At 69.0% G+C, this 19,372-nt stretch carries 16 protein-coding genes and 1 tRNA gene; 8 read left to right on the top strand and 9 right to left on the bottom strand.

The window, feature by feature from the left end; genetic code table 11:
* Positions 1–42: 42 nt before the first annotated feature.
* The 3 genes from WBL06_RS09145 to WBL06_RS09135 all read right to left on the bottom strand — a co-directional run bounded on the left by WBL06_RS09145 (position 43) and on the right by WBL06_RS09135 (position 2,717).
* Complete coding sequence (locus WBL06_RS09145; protein WP_424455684.1) at positions 43–309, bottom strand: DUF6458 family protein; 267 nt, start codon at positions 307–309, stop codon at positions 43–45.
* Between the two features lie 126 nt (positions 310–435).
* A complete protein-coding gene (locus WBL06_RS09140; protein ID WP_424455683.1) occupies positions 436–1,107 on the bottom strand; it encodes a response regulator in 672 nt (223 codons plus the stop codon).
* Entirely contained in the window at positions 1,104–2,717 is a 1,614-nt protein-coding gene (locus WBL06_RS09135) for an ATP-binding protein (RefSeq protein WP_424455682.1), read from the bottom strand. Before WBL06_RS09135 ends, WBL06_RS09140 begins: the two co-directional genes overlap by 4 nt.
* A 156-nt stretch (positions 2,718–2,873) precedes the next feature.
* Between WBL06_RS09135 and WBL06_RS09130 the strand changes: the two genes are divergently transcribed.
* The 5 genes from WBL06_RS09130 to WBL06_RS09110 are packed head-to-tail and all read left to right on the top strand — an operon-like array spanning position 2,874 to position 6,599.
* A complete protein-coding gene (locus tag WBL06_RS09130; RefSeq protein WP_424455681.1) occupies positions 2,874–3,866 on the top strand; it encodes a Bug family tripartite tricarboxylate transporter substrate binding protein in 993 nt (330 codons plus the stop codon).
* Positions 3,866–4,438 (top strand): tripartite tricarboxylate transporter TctB family protein, encoded by a 573-nt coding sequence (locus tag WBL06_RS09125; RefSeq protein ID WP_424455680.1) that lies wholly within the window; start codon positions 3,866–3,868, stop codon positions 4,436–4,438. Before WBL06_RS09130 ends, WBL06_RS09125 begins: the two co-directional genes overlap by 1 nt.
* Positions 4,439–4,447: 9 nt before the next feature.
* Complete coding sequence (locus WBL06_RS09120) at positions 4,448–6,004, top strand: tripartite tricarboxylate transporter permease (RefSeq protein WP_424455679.1); 1,557 nt, start codon at positions 4,448–4,450, stop codon at positions 6,002–6,004.
* Positions 6,005–6,032: 28 nt separating this feature from the next.
* A complete protein-coding gene (locus tag WBL06_RS09115; RefSeq protein WP_424455678.1) occupies positions 6,033–6,317 on the top strand; it encodes a type II toxin-antitoxin system Phd/YefM family antitoxin in 285 nt (94 codons plus the stop codon).
* Positions 6,318–6,599 carry a type II toxin-antitoxin system RelE family toxin gene (locus WBL06_RS09110; RefSeq protein ID WP_424455677.1) on the top strand — a complete coding sequence of 94 codons (282 nt, stop codon included), beginning with the start codon at positions 6,318–6,320 and terminating at the stop codon, positions 6,597–6,599.
* Here the strand turns inward: WBL06_RS09110 and WBL06_RS09105 are convergent.
* Complete coding sequence (locus tag WBL06_RS09105; protein ID WP_424455676.1) at positions 6,596–8,095, bottom strand: aldehyde dehydrogenase family protein; 1,500 nt, start codon at positions 8,093–8,095, stop codon at positions 6,596–6,598. The two genes, WBL06_RS09110 and WBL06_RS09105, sit on opposite strands and share 4 nt — an antisense overlap.
* Positions 8,096–8,193: 98 nt before the next feature.
* Between WBL06_RS09105 and WBL06_RS09100 the strand changes: the two genes are divergently transcribed.
* On the top strand, positions 8,194–9,102 hold the full coding sequence (locus WBL06_RS09100; RefSeq protein ID WP_424455675.1) for an AraC family transcriptional regulator: 909 nt from the start codon (positions 8,194–8,196) through the stop codon (positions 9,100–9,102).
* A 52-nt stretch (positions 9,103–9,154) separates the two neighbouring features.
* Here the strand turns inward: WBL06_RS09100 and WBL06_RS09095 are convergent.
* The 3 genes from WBL06_RS09095 to WBL06_RS09085 all read right to left on the bottom strand — a co-directional run bounded on the left by WBL06_RS09095 (position 9,155) and on the right by WBL06_RS09085 (position 13,395).
* Positions 9,155–9,228, bottom strand: a tRNA-Met gene (locus WBL06_RS09095).
* An 88-nt stretch (positions 9,229–9,316) separates the two neighbouring features.
* On the bottom strand, positions 9,317–12,190 hold the full coding sequence (locus WBL06_RS09090; protein WP_424455674.1) for a UPF0182 family protein: 2,874 nt from the start codon (positions 12,188–12,190) through the stop codon (positions 9,317–9,319).
* Between the two features lie 80 nt (positions 12,191–12,270).
* Entirely contained in the window at positions 12,271–13,395 is a 1,125-nt protein-coding gene (locus WBL06_RS09085) for a YlbL family protein (RefSeq protein WP_424455673.1), read from the bottom strand.
* A gap of 76 nt (positions 13,396–13,471) precedes the next feature.
* On the opposite strand from WBL06_RS09085, the gene WBL06_RS09080 reads away from it, so the two are divergent.
* Positions 13,472–14,827 carry a zinc-dependent metalloprotease gene (locus tag WBL06_RS09080; protein WP_424455672.1) on the top strand — a complete coding sequence of 452 codons (1,356 nt, stop codon included), beginning with the start codon at positions 13,472–13,474 and terminating at the stop codon, positions 14,825–14,827.
* A gap of 777 nt (positions 14,828–15,604) precedes the next feature.
* On the opposite strand, the gene WBL06_RS09075 is transcribed toward WBL06_RS09080, so the two are convergent.
* Together WBL06_RS09075 and nudC are read right to left on the bottom strand one after the other, a co-directional pair.
* Positions 15,605–17,305 (bottom strand): ATP-dependent helicase, encoded by a 1,701-nt coding sequence (locus tag WBL06_RS09075; RefSeq protein WP_424455671.1) that lies wholly within the window; start codon positions 17,303–17,305, stop codon positions 15,605–15,607.
* Positions 17,302–18,294, bottom strand: a complete 993-nt coding sequence (gene nudC / locus WBL06_RS09070; protein ID WP_424455670.1) for an NAD(+) diphosphatase — start codon at positions 18,292–18,294, stop codon at positions 17,302–17,304. Before nudC ends, WBL06_RS09075 begins: the two co-directional genes overlap by 4 nt.
* A gap of 34 nt (positions 18,295–18,328) precedes the next feature.
* On the opposite strand from nudC, the gene WBL06_RS09065 reads away from it, so the two are divergent.
* Positions 18,329–19,312, top strand: coding sequence for a phosphotransferase (locus WBL06_RS09065; protein WP_424455669.1), 984 nt, complete (start codon positions 18,329–18,331; stop codon positions 19,310–19,312).
* Positions 19,313–19,372: the final 60 nt, after the last annotated feature.

The following is a 19,372-nucleotide window of genomic DNA, read 5'->3' as shown; positions in this document are numbered from 1 at the left end:
CGGATCGCTCCGGGCCCCGCTGGCGTTTTCGTGAATGCGAGGTCAGACGACGCGGTCTGCCGGGTCATCCATCTCGGTGACGCGCTGCGACACGCGCTCGCCGGTCACGGAATCCGTGCCGGTCCGTGAGGTCGTCACGGCCTGGCGGCGCCGCGCAAGCAGCACCAGCCCGATCACGAAGACGATGAAGCCCGCACCCATCAGGATGTAGCCGATCATGTCGAGGTTGACGATCTCGGTCTCGAAGTTGAGGGCGAAAACCAGAATCGCGCCGATGACGAAGAGAACGACGCCCGTTCCGATACTCATGTGCTGCCTTCCTTCCGCAGCCCGCAGTCGGGCCACGTCTGAACGCTAAAGTCAACGGCTCCCACCCGACAGCGGGTTGACATCCCGCAAACGGGCAGGGTGAGTCCTGCTCATGTATGCCGAACGTCAGGCGGTGGGCCGGTAGCGCGTCGTCGGGCGTCCGGCCGAGGCGTAGTCGAGCGACCGGTTCGCCGCGCCCCCGTTGACGAGGTGTTCGAGGTACCGGCGCGCACTCACGCGCGACAGGCCGGCATGGTCGCCGATCTCTGCCGCGGACGCTCCCGGCAGCTCCTCCAGCGCCGCACGGATCGCTTCGAGAGTCTCGACACTGAGCCCCTTCGGCAGGGTTCCGGTCCAGGTGCGGGATGCCATCACCTCGTCAATCTGCGACTGCGCCAACGTCGAGGTACGCGCTGCCGCGAAATCGTCGCGCAGGTCGGCGAGCCGGCGGCGAAGGTCGTCGGAGGAGAACGGCTTCGCGAGATAGTGCCGCACACCGGCGCGTCGGGCTTCCCGCACCGTGTCGACATCGCGGGCCGCGGTCACCGCGACGACCTCGAAGCGCCTTCCCGGATCGGCCCTCGCGACGCGCAGCACCTCGAGGCCCGAGAATCCCGGCAGGTGCATGTCGAGCAGCACGATGTCGGGGGCGGTCGTGCGGATGGCCGAGACGGCTTCCGGCCCCGTGCTCGCGATCCCGCAGACGACGAACCCTTCGAGCGAGGCGAGGAACGCCTCGTGCAGCTGGGCGACGACTTCATCGTCGTCGACGATCAGAACGCGCAGCGGCTCGTTCACCCGACCGCCTTCGCGGGTCTCTTACGAGGGCTGCGTCGGGTCGCGCGCGGGATGACGAGCCGGAACCGCGCTCCGCCGAGCGGTGCTTCGTCGACGTCGATCGTGCCGCTACGACGCTCCACGACGCGGCGCACCAGTGCGAGGCCGATTCCGCGTCGGGGCTGCGGCTCGCCGTCGGGGCCCTTCGTGCTCATCCCTTCGGTGAAGATCCAGCCGCGCAGGTGCTCCGGCACCCCGGCGCCGGAGTCGTCGACGGTCACCCCCAGCTCGGAGGCGGTCAGGTCGACGGCGACATCGATGCGGTCTCCGACTCCGCACGCTTCGATCGCGTTGTCGACGAGGTTCCCGAGGATGGTCACCAGGTCGGCCGCCAAATCGGGGTCGATCGCGGTGCCGAGGTCGCCCGACTGCGACACGTCGAGGTCGATGCCGAGTTCGCGCGCCTGGGCGGCCTTCACCGAGAGCAGCGCGGTCAGCTCCGGGTCGCCCAGCAGCGTCGCGTCGTCGCGCAGTCCGATCGAGCCGCCCGGGGTGCGCCGGGCGATGAACGCCCGCGCCTCGTCGCTGCGCCCGATTTCGAGTAGACCGGTGACCACGTGCATGGCGTTGGCGAACTCATGCGCCTGCGCCCGCAAGCCGTCGGTGAGCGACTGAGCACCGTCGACCCGCCGCAGCATCTCGTGCAGCTCGGTGTGGTCGCGCAACAGCAGGGTGGCGGCGACCGCTTCACCGGAGTCGTCGGTTCCGGTGCTGCGGGCGATGAGCACGCGTTCGCCGGCGAGCACCAGACGCCCTTCCTGCTCACCCTGCTCCAGCACTTCGGCGAGCGCGCCGCCGAGCGCCTCCGCGGCGGAACGGCCGACAAGGTCGGCGGCTGGAGTTCCGAGCAGGTCGGCGGCGGCGTCGTTCACCAGTTCGATCGTGCCCCGCTCATCGACCGTCACGACTCCCTCCGTCAGCCGATGAAGGGTCGTCTCGCGGTTCTCGACCAGTGAGCGGATCTCTTTCGGTTCGAGTCGATAGATGCGCCGGCGGATGATCGCGGTTACCAGGGCCGCGCCGAGTGATCCGACCACGGCCGAGCCACCCATCGCGATGAGCAGCCAGTACAGGTTGGAGACGAATTCGGCCGTGAGCTCGGACTCGAGAATGCCGACCGAGACGGTGCCGACGATCTCGTCATCGATGAAGATCGGCACCTTGACCCGCCACGACGCCCCGAGCGTGCCGGTCTGGGTTCCCACATAGATCTCACCCGAAAGCGGAACCGACGGGTCGGTCGACACCATCTCGCCGATGCGTTCCGGGTTCGGGTGCGAGTAGCGAATGCCCTCGGCATCCGTGACGACGACGTAGGTGACGTTGGAGGCCTCGCGAATCACCTCGGCGATCGGCTGGATGATCTCGGCCGGCTCTTCGTCGTCGAGCGCTTCGAGAATGGCCGGCAGCCGCGCCACCGAGAGGGCGACGGCCTGCATGCGGTCTTGATAGGCGTCGCGGATCGCGCGCTCCTGCAGGGCGCCGGCGAAGAAGCCGGTGCCGACGGTGACCACCAGCACGATCAGCACCTGCAACAGCAGAAGCTGAACCCGCAGCGTCATCGACCGCATTCCGCCATTCTCGCGGACTTCACGCCCGCACGACGAGGGTGTGCCGATTCCAATAGTTACGAAAATAGCGATCCCCTCGAGGGGCGGTTTAGCGTGCGTGCTCAGCACCACCGGTTGCGACGACGCATCCGGCACACCAGCTCAATGAGGAGAAAAATGCGTATCCGTGCACTCGCTGCCGTCGCTGTCGTCGGGGCTCTCGCCCTGGCCGGCTGCTCGACGCCAGCCCCGTCTGAGCCCGACGAGACGGTCACGATCACCGACCTGAACGTCATCGTTCCGGCCGACCCGGGCGGTGGGTGGGACCAGACCGGTCGCGCCCTCGCCGACACCCTCACCGGAGAAGGCCTCGTCGACTCGGCGGGCGTCACCAACATCCCCGGCGCCGGCGGAACCGTCGGCCTCGCCAGCCTGGCCACCGAGACCGACCCGTACACCCTGATGATGATGGGCCTCGTGATGGTCGGGGCGGTCGAGACCAACGCCTCTGCCAACCGCATCGAAGACAACACCCCGATCGCGCGCCTTACCGAGGAAGCCCTCGTCGTCGTCGTGCCCGCCGCGTCGCCGTACGAGACGCTCGAAGACCTCGTGGATGACATCGTCGAGAACGGTCAGGATGTCACCATCACCGGTGGTTCCGCGGGTGGCGCCGACCACATCCTCGTCGGTCTGCTGCTCGGCGAAGCCGGTCTCAGCCCGGCGGAGATCACCGAGAAGCTGAACTACATCCCGAACTCGGGCGGTGGCGAAGCGGTGACCCTGCTGCTGGGCAACAACGTCTCGGCCGGTGTCTCCGGTGTCGGCGAGTTCGTCGAGCACATCGAGGCCGGCACGATGCGGGCCCTCGCCGTCTCGTCGGAGGCTCCCGTCGACCTGCTGCCCGACGTGCCGACGATCATCGACGAAGGCTACGACGTGGCCCTCACGAACTGGCGCGGGGTCATCGCCCCTCCCGGAATCAGTGAGGCCGACCGCGCCGCGCTGATCGATCTCGTCACCGAAATGCACGCCACCGGCGCCTGGGCCTCGGTGCTCGAAGAGAAGGGCTGGGCCGACGCGTTCCTCGCGGGCGACGAGTTCGACACCTTCCTCGAGGGCGACATCACCGCCGTGGTCCAGACGCTGAAGGACATCGGCCTCATCTGATGTCCGACCAGGTCACCACCCCGGAGGCTGGGCGTCCGCAGACGCCCGGCCTTCGGGCGCCCGGCCTTCGGGCGCCCGGGCTACGGGCGCCCCTGGGCGAAATCATCTTCGCCGCGCTCACCATCGGCCTCGGCATCTTCGCCCTCGTCGGCAGCTTCGGCATCCGGGTTCCGGAGTCGAATCGCGTCGGACCCACGGTCTTCCCGACTCTGGTCGCCATCATCCTGATGATCGCCGGTGTCGCCGTGCTCATCGGCGTGTTCCGCGGACGCCTCGGCACCCCTGACGAGTCGGAGGATGCCGACCTCACGCACAAGCCGGACTGGCTGACGATCGCGAAACTCGTCGGCTTGCTCGTCGCGCACCTGCTGCTCATCGAGTTCATCGGCTGGGCGTTCGCCGCAGCCCTCCTGTTCGGCGGGGCGGCCTGGTCGCTCGGCGCGAAGCGCTGGTGGGTGGCTCTGCTCGTCGGGCTCGGCATGGGCCTCACGGTGCAGATCGTCTTCGGCCTGATGCTTGGCCTCTCCCTTCCCCTCGGCCCCGCGCTCGCGTGGCTCGGCCCCCTCTTCTAGGCCAGGATCATGGACAACTTCAACCTGCTGCTCGAGGGTTTCGCGACGGCGTTGCGCCCCGAGTACCTCATCTTCGCCTTCCTCGGCGTGCTCATCGGAACCGCCGTCGGCGTGCTGCCGGGCATCGGCCCGGCGATGACGGTCGCGCTGCTGTTGCCGCTCACGATGACACTCGATCCGTCGGCGGCGATCATCACCTTCGCGGGTATCTACTACGGCGCGATGTACGGCGGGTCGACGACCAGCATCCTGCTGAATACGCCCGGCGAGTCGGCGACGATCGTGACGGCGATCGAGGGCCACAAGATGGCGAAACTCGGACGCGGTGCCGCGGCACTGGCGACCGCCGCCATCGGCTCCTTCGTCGCCGGCACGATCGCGACCCTCGGGCTCACGCTGCTCGCCCCGACCCTCGCAGCTCTGGCCGTGCAACTCGGTCCCGCCGACTACGTCGCCCTCATCGTGATCGCCTTCATCACCGTCGGCGCGCTGCTGGGCAACTCGGTGTGGCGCGGCATGGTGTCGCTCGGCGTCGGGCTGTTCATCGGCCTGATGGGCACCGACCGGCTGTCGGGGCAACAGCGCTACACCCTCGGGATTCCTCAACTTGCCGACGGCGTCGATGTCGTACTGGTGGCGGTCGGCCTCTTCGCCGTCGGCGAGACCATCTACGTGGCCTCGATGTTGCGTCGCGGCAAGATCGACCTCATTCCGCTCAGCAAGGGCTGGCGTTCGTGGATGACGAAAAACGACTTCCGCCGCTCGTGGAAGCCGTGGCTGCGCGGCACCGCGATCGGCTTCCCGATCGGAACGATCCCCGCGGGCGGGGCGGATGTCGCCACCTTCCTGTCGTACGCGACGGAGAAGAAGCTCAGCAAGCACAAGCACGAGTTCGGCCGCGGCGCGATCGAAGGCGTCGCCGGCCCGGAGTCGGCGAACAACGCCGCCGCCGCCGGTGTGCTCGTGCCGCTGCTCACCCTCGGCCTGCCCACGACCGCGACCGCGGCGATCATCCTGTCGGCGTTCCAGTCGTACGGCATCCAGCCCGGCCCGCAGCTGTTCACCAACCAGCCCGCGCTGGTGTGGGCGCTCATCGCGAGCCTCTACATCGGCAACGTGCTGCTGCTCGTGCTCAACCTGCCACTCGTCGGCATCTGGGTGAAGCTGCTGCAGATCCCGCGGCCCTACCTCTACGCCGGCATCCTGACGTTCGCCGCGTTCGGCGCGTACGCGCTCAACTTCGCGGTGCTCGACATTCTGATCCTCATCGTGATCGGCCTCATCGGCTACTTCATGCGGCGCTACGGCTACCCCATCGCGCCGCTCGTGATCGGCATGATCCTCGGGCCGATGGCAGAGCAGCGGATGCGACTGGCGCTGCAGTTGAGCCAGGGCGACCTGACGACGCTGGTGACGCATCCGTTCGCCGCGACCGCGTACGCGGTCATGGCCGTGCTGATCGGCGTCGGGCTGTGGTTGCGTCGCCGCCAGAAGCGGTTCGAGCAGAAGATGGCGGAGGAACTGGCGGCGGCGCCCGCGGTCGACCAGAACTCCAACCCGCAATAGGCCGTAATTCAGGCCTACAATGGATCGCATGCAGACCCTGCCGATTTCCAAGGTCAAGGACCGGCTCAACGAGTTCGTCGACTCGGTGTCACTCACTCACGAGCAGGTGACGATCACGAAGAACGGCACACCTGCGGCCGTGCTCGTGGGCGCCGACGAGTGGGAGTCGCTGCAAGAGACTCTGTTCTGGCTCTCGCGACCCGGGATTCTCGAAGACATCGCGGAGGCGCGACGCGAACTCGCCGAAGGCTCCACCGTGGGTGAAGAAGAGATCCGGTCGGAGTTCGGGGTGCCGCGACGGTCGGCGTCGTGAGTGGCGGGCCCCCAAGACTCGTACGAGGTCGAACTCGCTGGTACCGCCCGGCGTGATCTGCGGCGCGTGCCGCCGCGGATCGTGCCGGCGATCATCGAGTTCCTCTACGGCGACCTCGCCCGCAACCCGCGGCGGGTCGGCAAGCCACTGCAACGCGACCTCGCGGGCCTGTGGAGCACCCGCCGCGGACCGTACCGGATCATCTACGAGATCGTCGATGACCGGCTGGTGGTCGTCGTGATCCACGTCGACCACCGCGCCGACATCTATCGCCCTCGCTAGTGGTGCATCGAGGCGAGAACCTCGGGGTCGAGGTGTGAGATCGAGTGCGAGTCCTGGAAGGCCCGCACCCCCTCGATGCCCTGCTCACGCCCGAAGCCCGACTGCTTCATGCCGCCGAACGGCGCCCGCAGGTCGAGCCGGGCCGCGCCGTGGTCGTTGACCCAGACGTAGCCGCACACCAGCTGCGACCCGACGCGGTTCGCGGTGTCGGCGGATGCCGTCCACACCGAGCCGCACAGGCCGCCCCAGGTGTCGTTCGCCATCGTCACGGCCTGCTCTTCGGTGTCGAACGGCAGCACCGGGATGACGGGGCCGAATTGCTCGAACGTCACGACGCGCAGGTTCGGGTCGGGGTCGACGACGATCGCCGGGCGCACGAAGTTTCCGCCCTTGAGGTCGCCGCCCGGCAGCTCGCCGAACTCACGCACGTCGGCTCCCGAGGCCTTCGCCTCTTCGATGAGCTCGTCGACGAACGCCTTCTGCACGGGCGAGTGCAGCGGCCCCATCGTGGTGCCCTCGTCGAGGCCGTAGCCGAGCTTCGCCTTCTCGAGCCGCGCGGCCAGACCGTTCACGACCTCGTCGAGTCGTGTGCGGTGCACGTAGACGCGCTTCGCGTTCATGCAGATCTGACCCGTGGTGTCGTAGATCGCCGCGAACAGCCGGTCGAGGTGGGTGTCGTCGATGATCGCGTCCTCGAGGATCACCGCCGCGTCGTTTCCGCCGAGCTCGAGGGTGACGCGGGTGAGCGACTTCGACGCCATCTCCATCATGCGCTTGCCGCCGCCGACGCTTCCGGTGAAGCACACCTTCGCGACGTCGTCGTTCTGGATGAGGCCCGCCATGTTCGCGTCGACGCCGGTGACGACGTTCAGCACGCCCGGGGGCAGCTTCTCGGCGATGCGCTGGATGAACCGCGCGGTCGCCAGGGGCGCCGTCAGCGGGGGCTTCACGATCACCGCGTTGCCGGCGAGCAGGGCGTGCGGCACCGATGCGCCGAGGATCGCGATGGGCCAGTTGAACGGCACGATCACCGTGACGACGCCGAGCGCCTGGTAGGCGACCGTCGTGCGGGTCGGGATCGCGCCCGGGATCGGCTCGAGCACCTTGCTCGTCTCGACCTCGTCGGCGAGCGACAGGGCGAGACCCCAGCGGATCTCGAAGACGAGGGCATCCACCCACGCCTCGAAGCGCACCTTGCCGTTCTCTTGCGACAGGATGGCGGCATCCTCGTCGCGGAACGCGGCGACCCCCTCGATCGCGGCGGCCATCTGCGCGGCTCGCTGCTGCGGGGTGAGGGCCGACCAGGCGGGGTAGGCGGCCTTCGCGGCGGCGACCGCGTCGGCGACATCCTGCGTGGATGCGGATGCCGCGTGGCCGACGATCACACCGGGCTTGCCGGGGTCGGCGATCGCGAGGGTCTCGGCGGTCGAGCGGGCCTCGCCGCCGATGTAGAGGGGGGTGCTGACCGCGGTCGCGGTGTTGTCGGTCATGGTCATGGTCTGACTCCTTCGTCTCGACGGGACTCTTCGACGGTACGCCGGGGGCCTTCACCGGCACTCGGCGTTTTGTGCACAGCCGGGGCTATCGTGTTCGCATGCAGGTCGTGGAGGCCCTGAGCGCCGACCAGTGGGAGCACGTCACGAGCGACGCCTTCGTTCCGCTGAACTGCGTCGCGATCGAGCCCGACTTCCACGGGCGCATCGAGTTCGAGCGCTTCGACGAGACGCTCATGGTCTCTCACGTCACCACCGACGGCCTCGCGGTCGACCGCACGGCCCGCCAAGCCGCCCACGCGAACAGCGACGACATCCATCTCACCTTCCAGCTCGGCGCACCCGGCATCGTGCGGCAGGACGGTCACGAGGCCCGGGTCACCGCGGGATCCGTCACGACCTACGCGACCGATCGCGCCTACCAGCTCGACTACTCGGCACCCGGGCAGCGGCAGCTGCTCGTGCAGGTGTCGAAACGCGCACTCGGCATCCCGGTCGACCTAGTCGAGGCATCGTGCGCCCGGCTGCTGGTCGCGGCTCCGGATGCCGCCGACGTGTTGTTCGCGACACTCACCGAGTCGCGGGGGCGGGGCGACGCAGTCATCGGCGAGACCATGCGCGACCTCGCCGGAACGATGATTAGAGCGTCGGTGACCGGTGCGCGGGTGCTGCCGTCTACCCGGCGCGGGATGCTGGCGACGGTGCGCTCGTTCATGCGCGGCAACCTGCACGACACCGAGCTGGATGTCGCCCACATCGCCGAGGCGCACTACATCTCGCGGCGACTGCTGTACGAACTCTTCGAGCCGTTCGACGAGACGCCGGGCGAGCACCTGCGTCGGCTCCGGTTGCACCGTGCAGCGGGGATGCTGGCGGGATCTGACGTCGGCACCGTGACGCAGGTCGCCGCCCGATGCGGGTTCGCCGACGCGACGACGTTCACTCGCGCGTTCCATCGCGAGTTCGGGATGCTTCCGCGCGAGTACCGCGTGCGCGCGGGGAGCTTATGAGCCGGATCCCAATGCCGAAGGCCCCCGTCTTTCGACGAGGGCCTTCGTTTTGTTGCGGGGACAGGATTTGAACCTGCGACCTCTGGGTTATGAGCCCAGCGAGCTACCGAACTGCTCCACCCCGCGTCACAAGGATCGAGCTTAGCACGCGTGGCGGGTGTGGTTTCGACACGCGCGCCGCTTCGCGGCGCGCTACTCAACCACCGAATGAGGGTTACTGCGCTGCGTCGACTGCGGCGATGGCTCGTTCGATGGCGTCCTGCATGTCCTGGTCGGCCTGCGCCGCAGCAACGAGGTCGTTGTCGGCGTACGCGGCTTCGCGTGCGGCGAGAGCGGTCTGGTAGTCCGCGAGCGCCTGCTGCAGTTCGGTCAGGTTGCCGTCGGGCTCCGTCGGTTCCGTCGGTTCCGTCGGATCGGTCGGAGCCGTCGGATCCGTGGGCACGTCGGTGTCGCCGGCATCCGCTCCGGAGTCGCCGCCGAACAGCTCGTCGAGCGCGGCATCCAGGGTGTCTTCGAACGCGATCTGGTCACCGAACGCGACCAGCACCTTGCGCAGCAGCGGGTAGCTGGTGCCACCCGTCGCTTGCACGTAGACCGGCTGCACATAGAGCAGCCCGCCGCCGACCGGCAGGGTCAGCAGGTTGCCGCGGATGACCTCGGTCGAGCCGCCGCGCTCCAGGATGTTGAGCGTCTCGGCGACGACATCGTCGGAGTTGAACTGTGCCTGCACCTGGCCCGGGGCCGACACGGTGTCGTCCTTCGGCAGAGTCAGCAGCGTGAGCTTGCCGTAGTCCTCCCCTGCGTCGGAGTTGACCGCCAGATATCCGGTGAGGATGTTCTGGCTGTCGCCCGTCGTGCGCGGGATGTAGGTGGAATACAGGGTGAACGCTGGGGCGTCGGTACCCGGAACCTGCATCGTGAGGTAGTACGGCGGCTGCGCCACCTCGGTCGCCTGGGTGGGCTCGTCGGGGGTCGCCCAGGCGTCGGTTCCGTTGTAGAACTCGACCGGGTCGGTGACGTGATAGGTCGCGAGCATCGAGCGCTGAACCTTGAACAGGTCGGCCGGGTAACGCACGTGGGCGAGCAGCTCGTCGCTCATCTCGCTCTTCGGCGTGATCGTTCCCGGGTAGATCGCCTCCCACGTCTTGAGGATGGGATCTTGCTCATCCCACGCATACAGCGTCACCGTGCCGTCGTAGGCGTCGACGGTGGCCTTCACCGAGTTGCGGATGTAATTGATGTCGTCGATCGCGAAGGGTTCGGGCAGCGTGTTGGTGTCGACGATCGCATCCGACAGCGACTGCAGAGTCGAATACGGGTAGCTCGCCGTCGTCGTGTAGCCGTCGACGATCCAGACGATGCGACCGTCGACGACCGCCGGGTAGGCGTCGCTGTCGACCGTCAGATACGGGGCGACCTTCTTGACCCGCGTCAACGGGTCACGGTCGTAGAGGATCTGCGACCCGTCGTTGACCTGGCTCGAGAGCAGGATCTCTTCGGCCTGGAACTTGAGGGCGTAGACCAGCCGGGTGAAGATGCCGTCCAGCTCGGGGCCACCCTCGCCGGTGAACGTCGTCGTCGCGTTGCTCTCGCTGTCTTCTGAGCCGGACGGGTAGTCGATCTCGATGTCGGGCGTCTGGCCGTCGGGGGCACCGACGATCGAGTACGTCGGCGAGTACTCGCCGAAGTAGACGCGCGGCTCGTATTCGCCCAGCTCTCCGCTCGACGGGATGCCCGATTCGAGGAACTGCGGCTCACCGCCGGCATCCCGCTGGTTGCCGTACGCAGCAACCACCCCGTAGCCGTGGGTGTAGACGAGCGTGTTGGTGTACCACGAGTCGGTATCGCGCTGGTTGAGTTCGCGCACCGCGATGACGGTGTCTTGCGTCACGTCGTCGATCACGTAGCGGTCGACATCGAGGTGGCCGGCGAACCGGTAGTACTGGCGTACCCGCTCGAGTTGGGCGAACGTGGGCGACACCTGGGCGGGGTCGAGGATGCGGATGTTGGCGGTGGTTTCGGCGTCGTCGCGCAGAGCACCCGGCTCCGCATCCGTCTGCGCCGAATACGACTGCACCTCGACGTCGTCGATGCCGTAAGCCGCCCGCGTCGCCGCGATGTTCTCTTCGATATAGGGCGCCTCAAGCGAGCCCTGGCTCGGCTGCACCTGTAGCCGGTCGACGATGGCCGGGTAGATCGAGCCGAGTACGAGCCCGGAGACGATGAGAAGCGCCGTGCCGATGATCGGCAGCCGCCACCGACCGATGATGGCGGTCACCAGGAAGAACACAGCGACGAGCACCGCGATGCCCGCGATGATGGCGCGACCGGGAATCGTGGCGTTGTCGTCGGCATAGGAGACACCGGTGAGGATCGACTTCTCGTCGGTCAGCGTCGCGTACTGGTCGAGCCAGATGCTCACGCCCTGCAACACGATGTAGATCGCGGCCGTGATGGCCAGCTGCACGCGGGCGCGGCGGGTGACGCGCACCTCGCGGCCCGTCACCTGGATGCCGCCGTAGATGTACGAGGTGGCGAGCGCGGCGAGACCGGCGATGAGCACGACAGCCGACGCGTAGGCGATCACGCCGCGGTAGAGCGGAAGCTCGAACACGTAGAACGCGATGTCGAGGCCGAACTGGGCATCGACTTCTCCGAACGGCGTGCGGTTCAGGAACTGCTGCACCGTCTCCCAGCGGGTCGCCGTCGAGACGCCCATGAAGAGGCCGAGCACCAGCGGGATGCCGATCATCGCGACCTTGCGCAGCGGCTCGATGACCTGCTGGTAGCGGTCGAGCTGCGAGTTGAGCTTCGCGTACACCGGGCGCGCCCGGAAGGCGAGGGCGATGCTCAACCACACGAAGAACGCCATGGCGACGAAGCCGATGCCGAACATCACCGCGAACGACGCCCACCGGGTGGTCAGCACCCCCAGGAACCCGAGTTGGTCGAACCAGAGCACGTCGCTGTAGAAGCCGGAGAACACGAAGAACGCGATCACCAGCGCCGCGACGATGGCGGCTGCGATGGCGATGGCGGCACGAGTGCGGCTACGGGCGGGCGGGGCGGCGGGGCGGGTCGTCGACAACGTCGGCTCCTTCGGATCACTCAAAGCTTACGTGGCGAACCCGGCGCGAACCGGCCGAAGCAGCTCCGCCCTCGGCGAACTCAGCCGCAGCGTGCGAGGTCGGCCACGTCGTCGGCGGCGATCGCCTCGACGGCGTCGATCGCGTCATCGAGGTCTGCGACCGAGAACACCTCGATACCCGCCGGGATTTGCCCCACGACGTCGGCGCAGTTCGACTCCGGCGCGAGGAACCAGGTCGCCCCGGCATCCCGGGCGCCGTACATCTTCTGCACGATCCCGCCGATCGCGCCGACCTCGCCGCCGCCGCCGATCGTTCCCGTGCCGGCGATGTGCTCGCCGCCGGTCAGCTCGCCGGGCGTCATCTTGTCGTAGATGCCGAGGGCGAACATCATGCCGGCGCTCGGCCCGCCGACGTTCTCCAACTGGATGAGCACGTCGATCGGAAAGTCGTACACCGACGACACATAGACCCCGATCACCGGCGACCCGTCCTCCTCCGAGGCGATGGGAGCCAGCGTGACGGTGCGTTCCGCCCCATCGCGACGGATGCCGAGCTCGACGTCGACCCCGACACCGGCGGCAGCCAGTTCGGCCCGTAGCTCGTCGACGTTCACCACAGGCCGGCCCTCCGCGGTGAGGATCTCATCGTCGGTCTGCAGCACCCCGTCAGCCGGGGTGTCGTCGATCACCCCGGCCACGGTCAGCACGCTGCCGTACGCGATGTCGAGTTCGGTCAGCGCGGCGGCGACGGCATCCTCTTGCGACGTCTCCATCGCCGCGGCGCTCTCGTCGTTCGACTCCTGCTCGGTCTGCCCCTCCGGATAGACGAGTTCGATCGGCATCACCGTGCGGCTCGGATCGAACCACGCCTGCGCCACCTCGAGCCAGGTAAGCGGGTTCTCGCGCGATCCGTCGACGTAGACGGTGAGCAGGTCGAGTCGACCCGATGTCGGATAGGTGGTCTCGTCGGGGATCTCGATCAACGGCACCGGATCGCCGTCGGCGCCGCCCACCTCGCCGAGAGTGTCGAAGACCGGGCCGGGGCGCTCGACGACGTACGGCGACGGCGCCGTCGCGAACAACACCGTGCCGACGACGGCGGCGATGAGCAGACCGAAGCCGAGATAGGTGGTCCACGGAGCCCGCTCGGCGTGCGGTCGCTCGCGAGGGGGACGCTCGGCAGCGAGCAGATCAGACAGGGACACCGGCCATCCTCCGTGTTCGCTTGCGGCGCAGATGAGAGCCGGGCCAAGCCGAGATGCTCGGGCTAGCGTAGTCGTCATGGCCGAGAACACGCCCGACGAAGGCGAGGGCGACGACGGCAGCGAAGAGTTCCGAGAGATGCTGCGCGAGTTCCTCGCCGGCAACACCGACCTCGACCCCGCGAAGCTGGCGAGCGCCGCCGGGTTGCCCGACGACCCCGAGATGGTGCAACGCCTCATCGGGCAGCTGCAGCACGCGCTGCAGAACAGCGGCGACGGGATCAACTGGGGCCTTGCCACCGAGCAAGCCCGTGCCCTCGCCGGGCGCTCCGCCGTGCCGTCCACGCCTGCCGAACGAACCTCCCTCGAGCAGGCCCTGCACGTCGCCGCGCTCTGGCTCGACGAAGCCACCGACATCAGCAGCCTCACCACCGAACCGGTACTGCTCACCCGCGCCGGCTGGGCCGACGCCACCATGCCCGTCTGGACCCAACTCGCCGAACCGGTCGCCAACTCGATCGCCGACGCCCTCACCGACGTGCTCGAAGAACACGCCGCCGGCGAGTTCGAGGGAATGATCGGCGGCGCCGGCAAACTGATGCGCAACATCGGCGGCACCCTGTTCGCCATGCAACTCGGCCAAGTCGTCGGGCAGCTCGCCTCGGAAGCGGTCTCGGGCGGGGATGTCGGCATCCCGCTGCTCGACGGCGAGACCCGCCAAGCCGCCCTCGTGCCGCAGAACGTCGACGCCTTCGGGGCCGGCCTCGACATCCCGATCGACGAGATCCGCCTCTACCTCGCGGTGCGCGAACTCGCCCACGCCCGGCTCTTCCGGCACGCCAAGTGGCTGCGCCTGCACCTGCTCACCCAGATCACCGACTTCGCCCGCGGCATCCACATCGACACGTCGCGGCTCGAAGAACTCGCCGCCGACTTCGACCCGCAGAACCCCGAAGAGTTGCGGGCCGCCGTCACCTCTGGGGCCCTCATCCCGCCGAAGAGCGACGACCAGCTCGCTGCCCTCGCCCGGCTCGAGACGATGCTCGCCCTCATCGAGGGGTGGGTGGATGTCGTCACCGCCGCGGCCACCACGCGGTTGCCGCACGCGGTCGGCATCGCCGAGACGGTTCGGCGGCGACGGGCTGCCGGCGGCCCGGCCGAGTCGGCGTTCTCTACCCTCGTCGGCCTCGAACTGCGACCCCGGCGCCTGCGCGAAGCCGCCGCGATGTGGCAGGCCGTGCACGACGCCGTCGGCGCGGAGGTGCGCGACGACCTCTGGTCGCATCCCGACGTCGTGCCCGGCGACGCCGACATCGACGACCCGACAGCCCTCGTCGCCCGACTCTCCGGCGGGGCCCCCGAACCCGATGACGTCGACCGCGCCCTGGAAGACCTGCTCGCCGACGACTCCGGCGACCGGCCCCGCGAGGACTGACCCCCTCGGTGGTCGCCGAAAGACACCCGTCCTGTGGATCACGGCGACGGCGAGCGGCTCGGGGTTGGCATCCTGGCGGGGTGGTGTTGCGTCTCGATCCCGGGTGGCCGCTGTTGTGGCGCACCCCGTCGAGCGCGCAGTTCGGGTCGGACGAGCCTGCGGTCGTCCTCGACGAGGTGTCGGAAGGCGAGGATCGGCTGATCGCGGCGCTCGCCGCGGGGGTGTCCGAGTCGGGGTTCGCGATGCTGGCCGAGTCTCTGGAGGTCGCCCCCGATCGATCCGAAGCTCTCCTTGACGTCTTGGCGCCGGTACTCGCCCGCGAGACCGAATCGCCATCGCGGGTCGCCGCGGTGTTGGGGGACTCTGCTCTCGCGCGATCGGTCGCGGGGCTGCTTTCGGCATCCGGGGTGTTGGGGTCGCCCGACGATGCCGTTGTCGTCGTGCTCGTCGCCGACTGGGTGGTGGCCCCCGCGGATCACCTGCGGTGGCTGAACCGGGACGTGCCGCACCTTCCGGTCGTCGTTTCGGAGCGGGCGGTGACGGTGGGGCCGCTCGTCGAGCCCGGGGTCGGGCCGTGCCTGCACTGCGTCAACCTGGCTCGGGTCGACGAGGATGCCGCGTGGGTGGCGATCGCGAGCCAGTTGCTGGGGCGTGAACCGCGCGAGGTGGATGCACTCGCGGTGTTGGAGGCGGCGGCGTTCGTGGCGCGGCGGGTGCTGGATCGTCTCTCGGGGTCAGGCGAGATCGGGATGTCGTGGCGGCTGAGCGGCGGTGTGGTCAGCGGGCGGCAGTGGGGGCGGCATCCCGACTGCCGGTGCGCAGCTCCTGAAGGAACCGACTGGGCTGCCGTTCCCGATCGCGCTGGCCGCGACGAGCCCACGACAGTGTCAGCCGTCGGCGCGCTCGGGTGAGCCCCACGTAGAGCAGCCGCCGTTCCTCGTCGATCGCGGCCGCGCTGCGCGCGTGCGACACCGGCAGCAGCCCCTCGGCGAGGCCGACGAGGTAGACCGACTCCCACTCCAGCCCCTTCGCGGAGTGCAGGGTGCCGAGCACGACGGCCCGCATCGGCAACTCGCCCTTCGCCTGCTCGCGATCGTCGAGTTCGGCGGCGAAGCGCGCGAGGGTCACATCCTCGGGAGTGGCTTCGGCGAAGCGCACGATCGCGTCGAGCCCCGCCCAATCCTGCGGCGCGAGCTTCGAGTGGGAGCGGTCGACCGTCCAGCCCGCCGCCCGCGCGGTGTCGGCGATGAAGCCGCGTACCGGGTCGTCGGGGAACCGCTGCGCCTGCACCGCGAGCGCCGACGTGAGTTTGCGCACCGCGGGGATCTCGAAGAACGGGGTACCCGCGAGCGACCGGGTGACGACGCCGCGCGCGGCGAGCGCCTGCTCGAACGCGGGCGCCTGGTCATTGACGCGATGCAGCACGACGACCTGTTCCGGCGCGGTTCCGGCGGCCAGCTCGGTGACGATCGCCTCGGCGACACCGGCGGCTTCGGCCGCGTCATCCTCGTAGCCGACCGGCTCGGCGACGACCCCTTTCACCGCGGTCGCCGCCCGCAGTTCGAGAGCACCGGGGCGACCGCGCATCAGCCGGTTCGCCACATCGAGCACCTGCGGGGCCGACCGGTAGTTGCGTTCCAGCCGCACCACCTCGGCACCCGGGTGGTCGCGTTCGAACCCGAGCAGGTAGGCGCTCGACGCCCCCGCGAACGTGTAGATCGTCTGGTTGGCGTCGCCGACGACGCACAGGTCGGTGCGCGGGCCGAGCCACAACTTCAACAGGCGGTGCTGCAGGGGCGAGACATCCTGAAACTCGTCGACGACGAAATGCCGGTATTGGGTGCGCACCCGCTCGCGAGCTGCGGGTTCGGAGTCGAGCATCCCGCAGGCGACGAGCAGCACATCCTCGAAGTCGATGCGTCGACGCTCATCCTTGAGCTCTTCGTACTGCCGCTGGATCTCGGCGATCGCGTCGGCATCCAGCCCCCTCGGCAGCGGCCGGCTCCGCGCCGCCGCAGGGTAGGCGTCGATGCTCAACTCGGAGGTCTTGCGCCACTCGATCTCGCCCGCGACATCCCGAACCGCGCCCGAGCCGAGCCGGATCTTCGCGCGCTCCGCCGCCTCGACGATCGCCCGCGCCTTGTTGTCGAGCAGCCGCGGTGCCGACCCGCCGACCAGGTCGGGCCAGAAGTGCCCGAGCTGGGCGAGGGCCTCGGCGTGGAACGTGCGCACGACCGCCCCCGGCGCGCCGAGCACCCGCAGGCGGTGCCGCAACTCGCCCGCCGCCTTCGCGGTGAACGTCAGGGCGAGCAGCGTGCCCGGTGAGTAGACACCCTCTTGGATGCCGTGCGCGATGCGGTGGGTGATCGCTCGGGTCTTGCCGGTGCCGGCTCCGGCGAGGATGCACACCGGCCCGAGCAGCGTCTCGGCCGCGTGGCGTTGCTCAGCGTCGAGCCCGTCGAGAAGGTCGCTGGTCACTTTCGTTCTCGTGGTCCGTCGGTCAACTCGCCACCGAACCAGTGCTCGACGATCGCGCGGGCGATGGAGGTCTTGCCGGGCAGCAGCACGTCACCCGCCGCGGCGGCCTCGGCAAGCTCGTGGCGGGTGAACCAGCGCAGGGCCACGATCTCGTCGCCGTCCGGGCGGCCGACACTGTCGGCACCGGCGACGACGCGAGCCTCGAACCCGACCATCAGGGATGCCGGAAAGGGCCACGGCTGGCTGCCGAGGTAGTGCGGATTCTCGACCCGCACTCCCGACTCCTCGAACACCTCGCGGATGACGGCTGCTTCGAGCGACTCGCCCGGTTCGACGAACCCGGCGAGCAGCGAGAAGCGGTTCGTCTCCCACATCGCGTTCGACCCGAGCAGCAGCCGGTCGTCGGCGTCGAGCACCGCGACGATCACGGCAGCGTCGGTGCGGGGAAAGTACTCCTTGCCGCTCTCGTCCTGCCGCACCCACCCGGCCTGCGCGGGGACCGTCTCGACGCCGGCGAGGGGCGAGAACCGCGATACGGTGTGCCAGTTCAGGATGGCGAGCGCCTGCGTGAACAGGCCCGCGTCACGCTCGTCGAGGTGAGCACCGATGCGACGCAGGTCCCCCCACTGCGACGGACCGGACGGGATGTCGTCGAGCTGCTCGAACCCGTCGGTGGAGTCGACAGCGAGCGCCACGATCGGCGTTCCTTCGGCGAGGTCGGGGGCAGGGTTCGTCGTCCGCCCGAGATACACGGCGAGTGCCGCCTGCGGCACGATCGACGGCGGCAGGATCGCCAGCGACGTCGGCGTCGCGAGGAGAGCGCGGCCCTCGTGCAACACGATCGCGCGAGTACGGGCGTCGTCGAGGAGGGCGTCGATCCCGCCCGCGCGGCCCAGGTGATCGCGATCCAGAGCCGCCCGAGCCAGCGGCAGCCGCGACGAGAAGCTGCTGCCAGCCGGTGAATCAGCAGGGCCGGGAGTGTCGGACATCCGGACTCCTCCTGGGCCGACCTACCCTGTGCACATGGCCAGATCCCCTCTCACTCTAGCGGCGCTCGCGACGTGCGCTGTGGCTGACCTAGACATCGTCGGCGCCCAGAGTTTCGGCGCCCCCGGCGGTGACTTCGACGCCGCCCTCCTCACCGGGCGCGATGGCCGCCACTGGGTAGTGCGGGTGCCGCGCAGCGAGCGTGCCGAACAGGAGCAATCCGCCGACCTCGTCGCCCTGCGCGCGCTCAGCGCGGGCGTGCGCGCGCGACTGCCGTTCACCGTCTCCACGTTCGCCGGACAGGTACCGGTCGACGGCACCCGTGCCGTCGTCTCCGAATTCGTCTACGGCTCCAAAGTGCCCCTCGGGTCGATGAGCATCGAGCTGGCGGCATCCATCGGATCGTCCATTGCCGCCATCCACGCGCTGCCGCCCAACGTCGTCATCGACGCGGGCCTCCCCTCGCACTCCGCCGTCGAAGCCCTGCGCGCCGTCGTCGCCGTGATGGACCGCGCCGCCGCCACCGGCCTCGTGCCCGCCGGGCTGCTCGCCCGCTGGGAACGCGCGAGCGAAGAATCCACCCTCTGGCAGTTCACCCCCACCGTCATCAACGGCGCCCTCGGCTCGGACTCGTTCCTCTCCGCCAACGACGACGTCACGGGGATGCTCGGCTGGCACAACCTCCGCGTCGGCGACCCCGCCGCCGACCTGCAGTGGCTCGCCGGCGCCTCCCTCGACGTCGCCGACTCCGCGTTCGCCGCCTACTCCCGAGTGCGCGGCAGCGTCGACCGGCAGTTGCGCCAGCGGGCCGCGCTGCTCTCCGAACTCGAAATCGCCAAGTGGCTGCTGCACGGCACCGAGACGAAGTCGACCGAGATCGTCGACGACGCCGTCGGGATGCTCTCCGCCCTCGTCGACGAAACCTCCCGCGACCTCATGAACCCGATCGGCGGGCCTCAGGTGCCGCTGGGAGTGTCCGAAGTGGAAGAGCTGCTGGAGCGCACGTCGCGTCTTCGGTGAGCTCTTGCTCGGTCGGGGTCGGATCATCTCGGGGAGTGAAGAGAGCGGGGACCCCTACCC

The organism is Pseudolysinimonas sp., from assembly GCF_049651805.1.
Lineage (GTDB): Bacteria > Actinomycetota > Actinomycetes > Actinomycetales > Microbacteriaceae > Pseudolysinimonas_A.
Note: the sequence above shows the minus strand (reverse complement) of the source record. Positions and strands in the feature narration are given on the sequence as shown.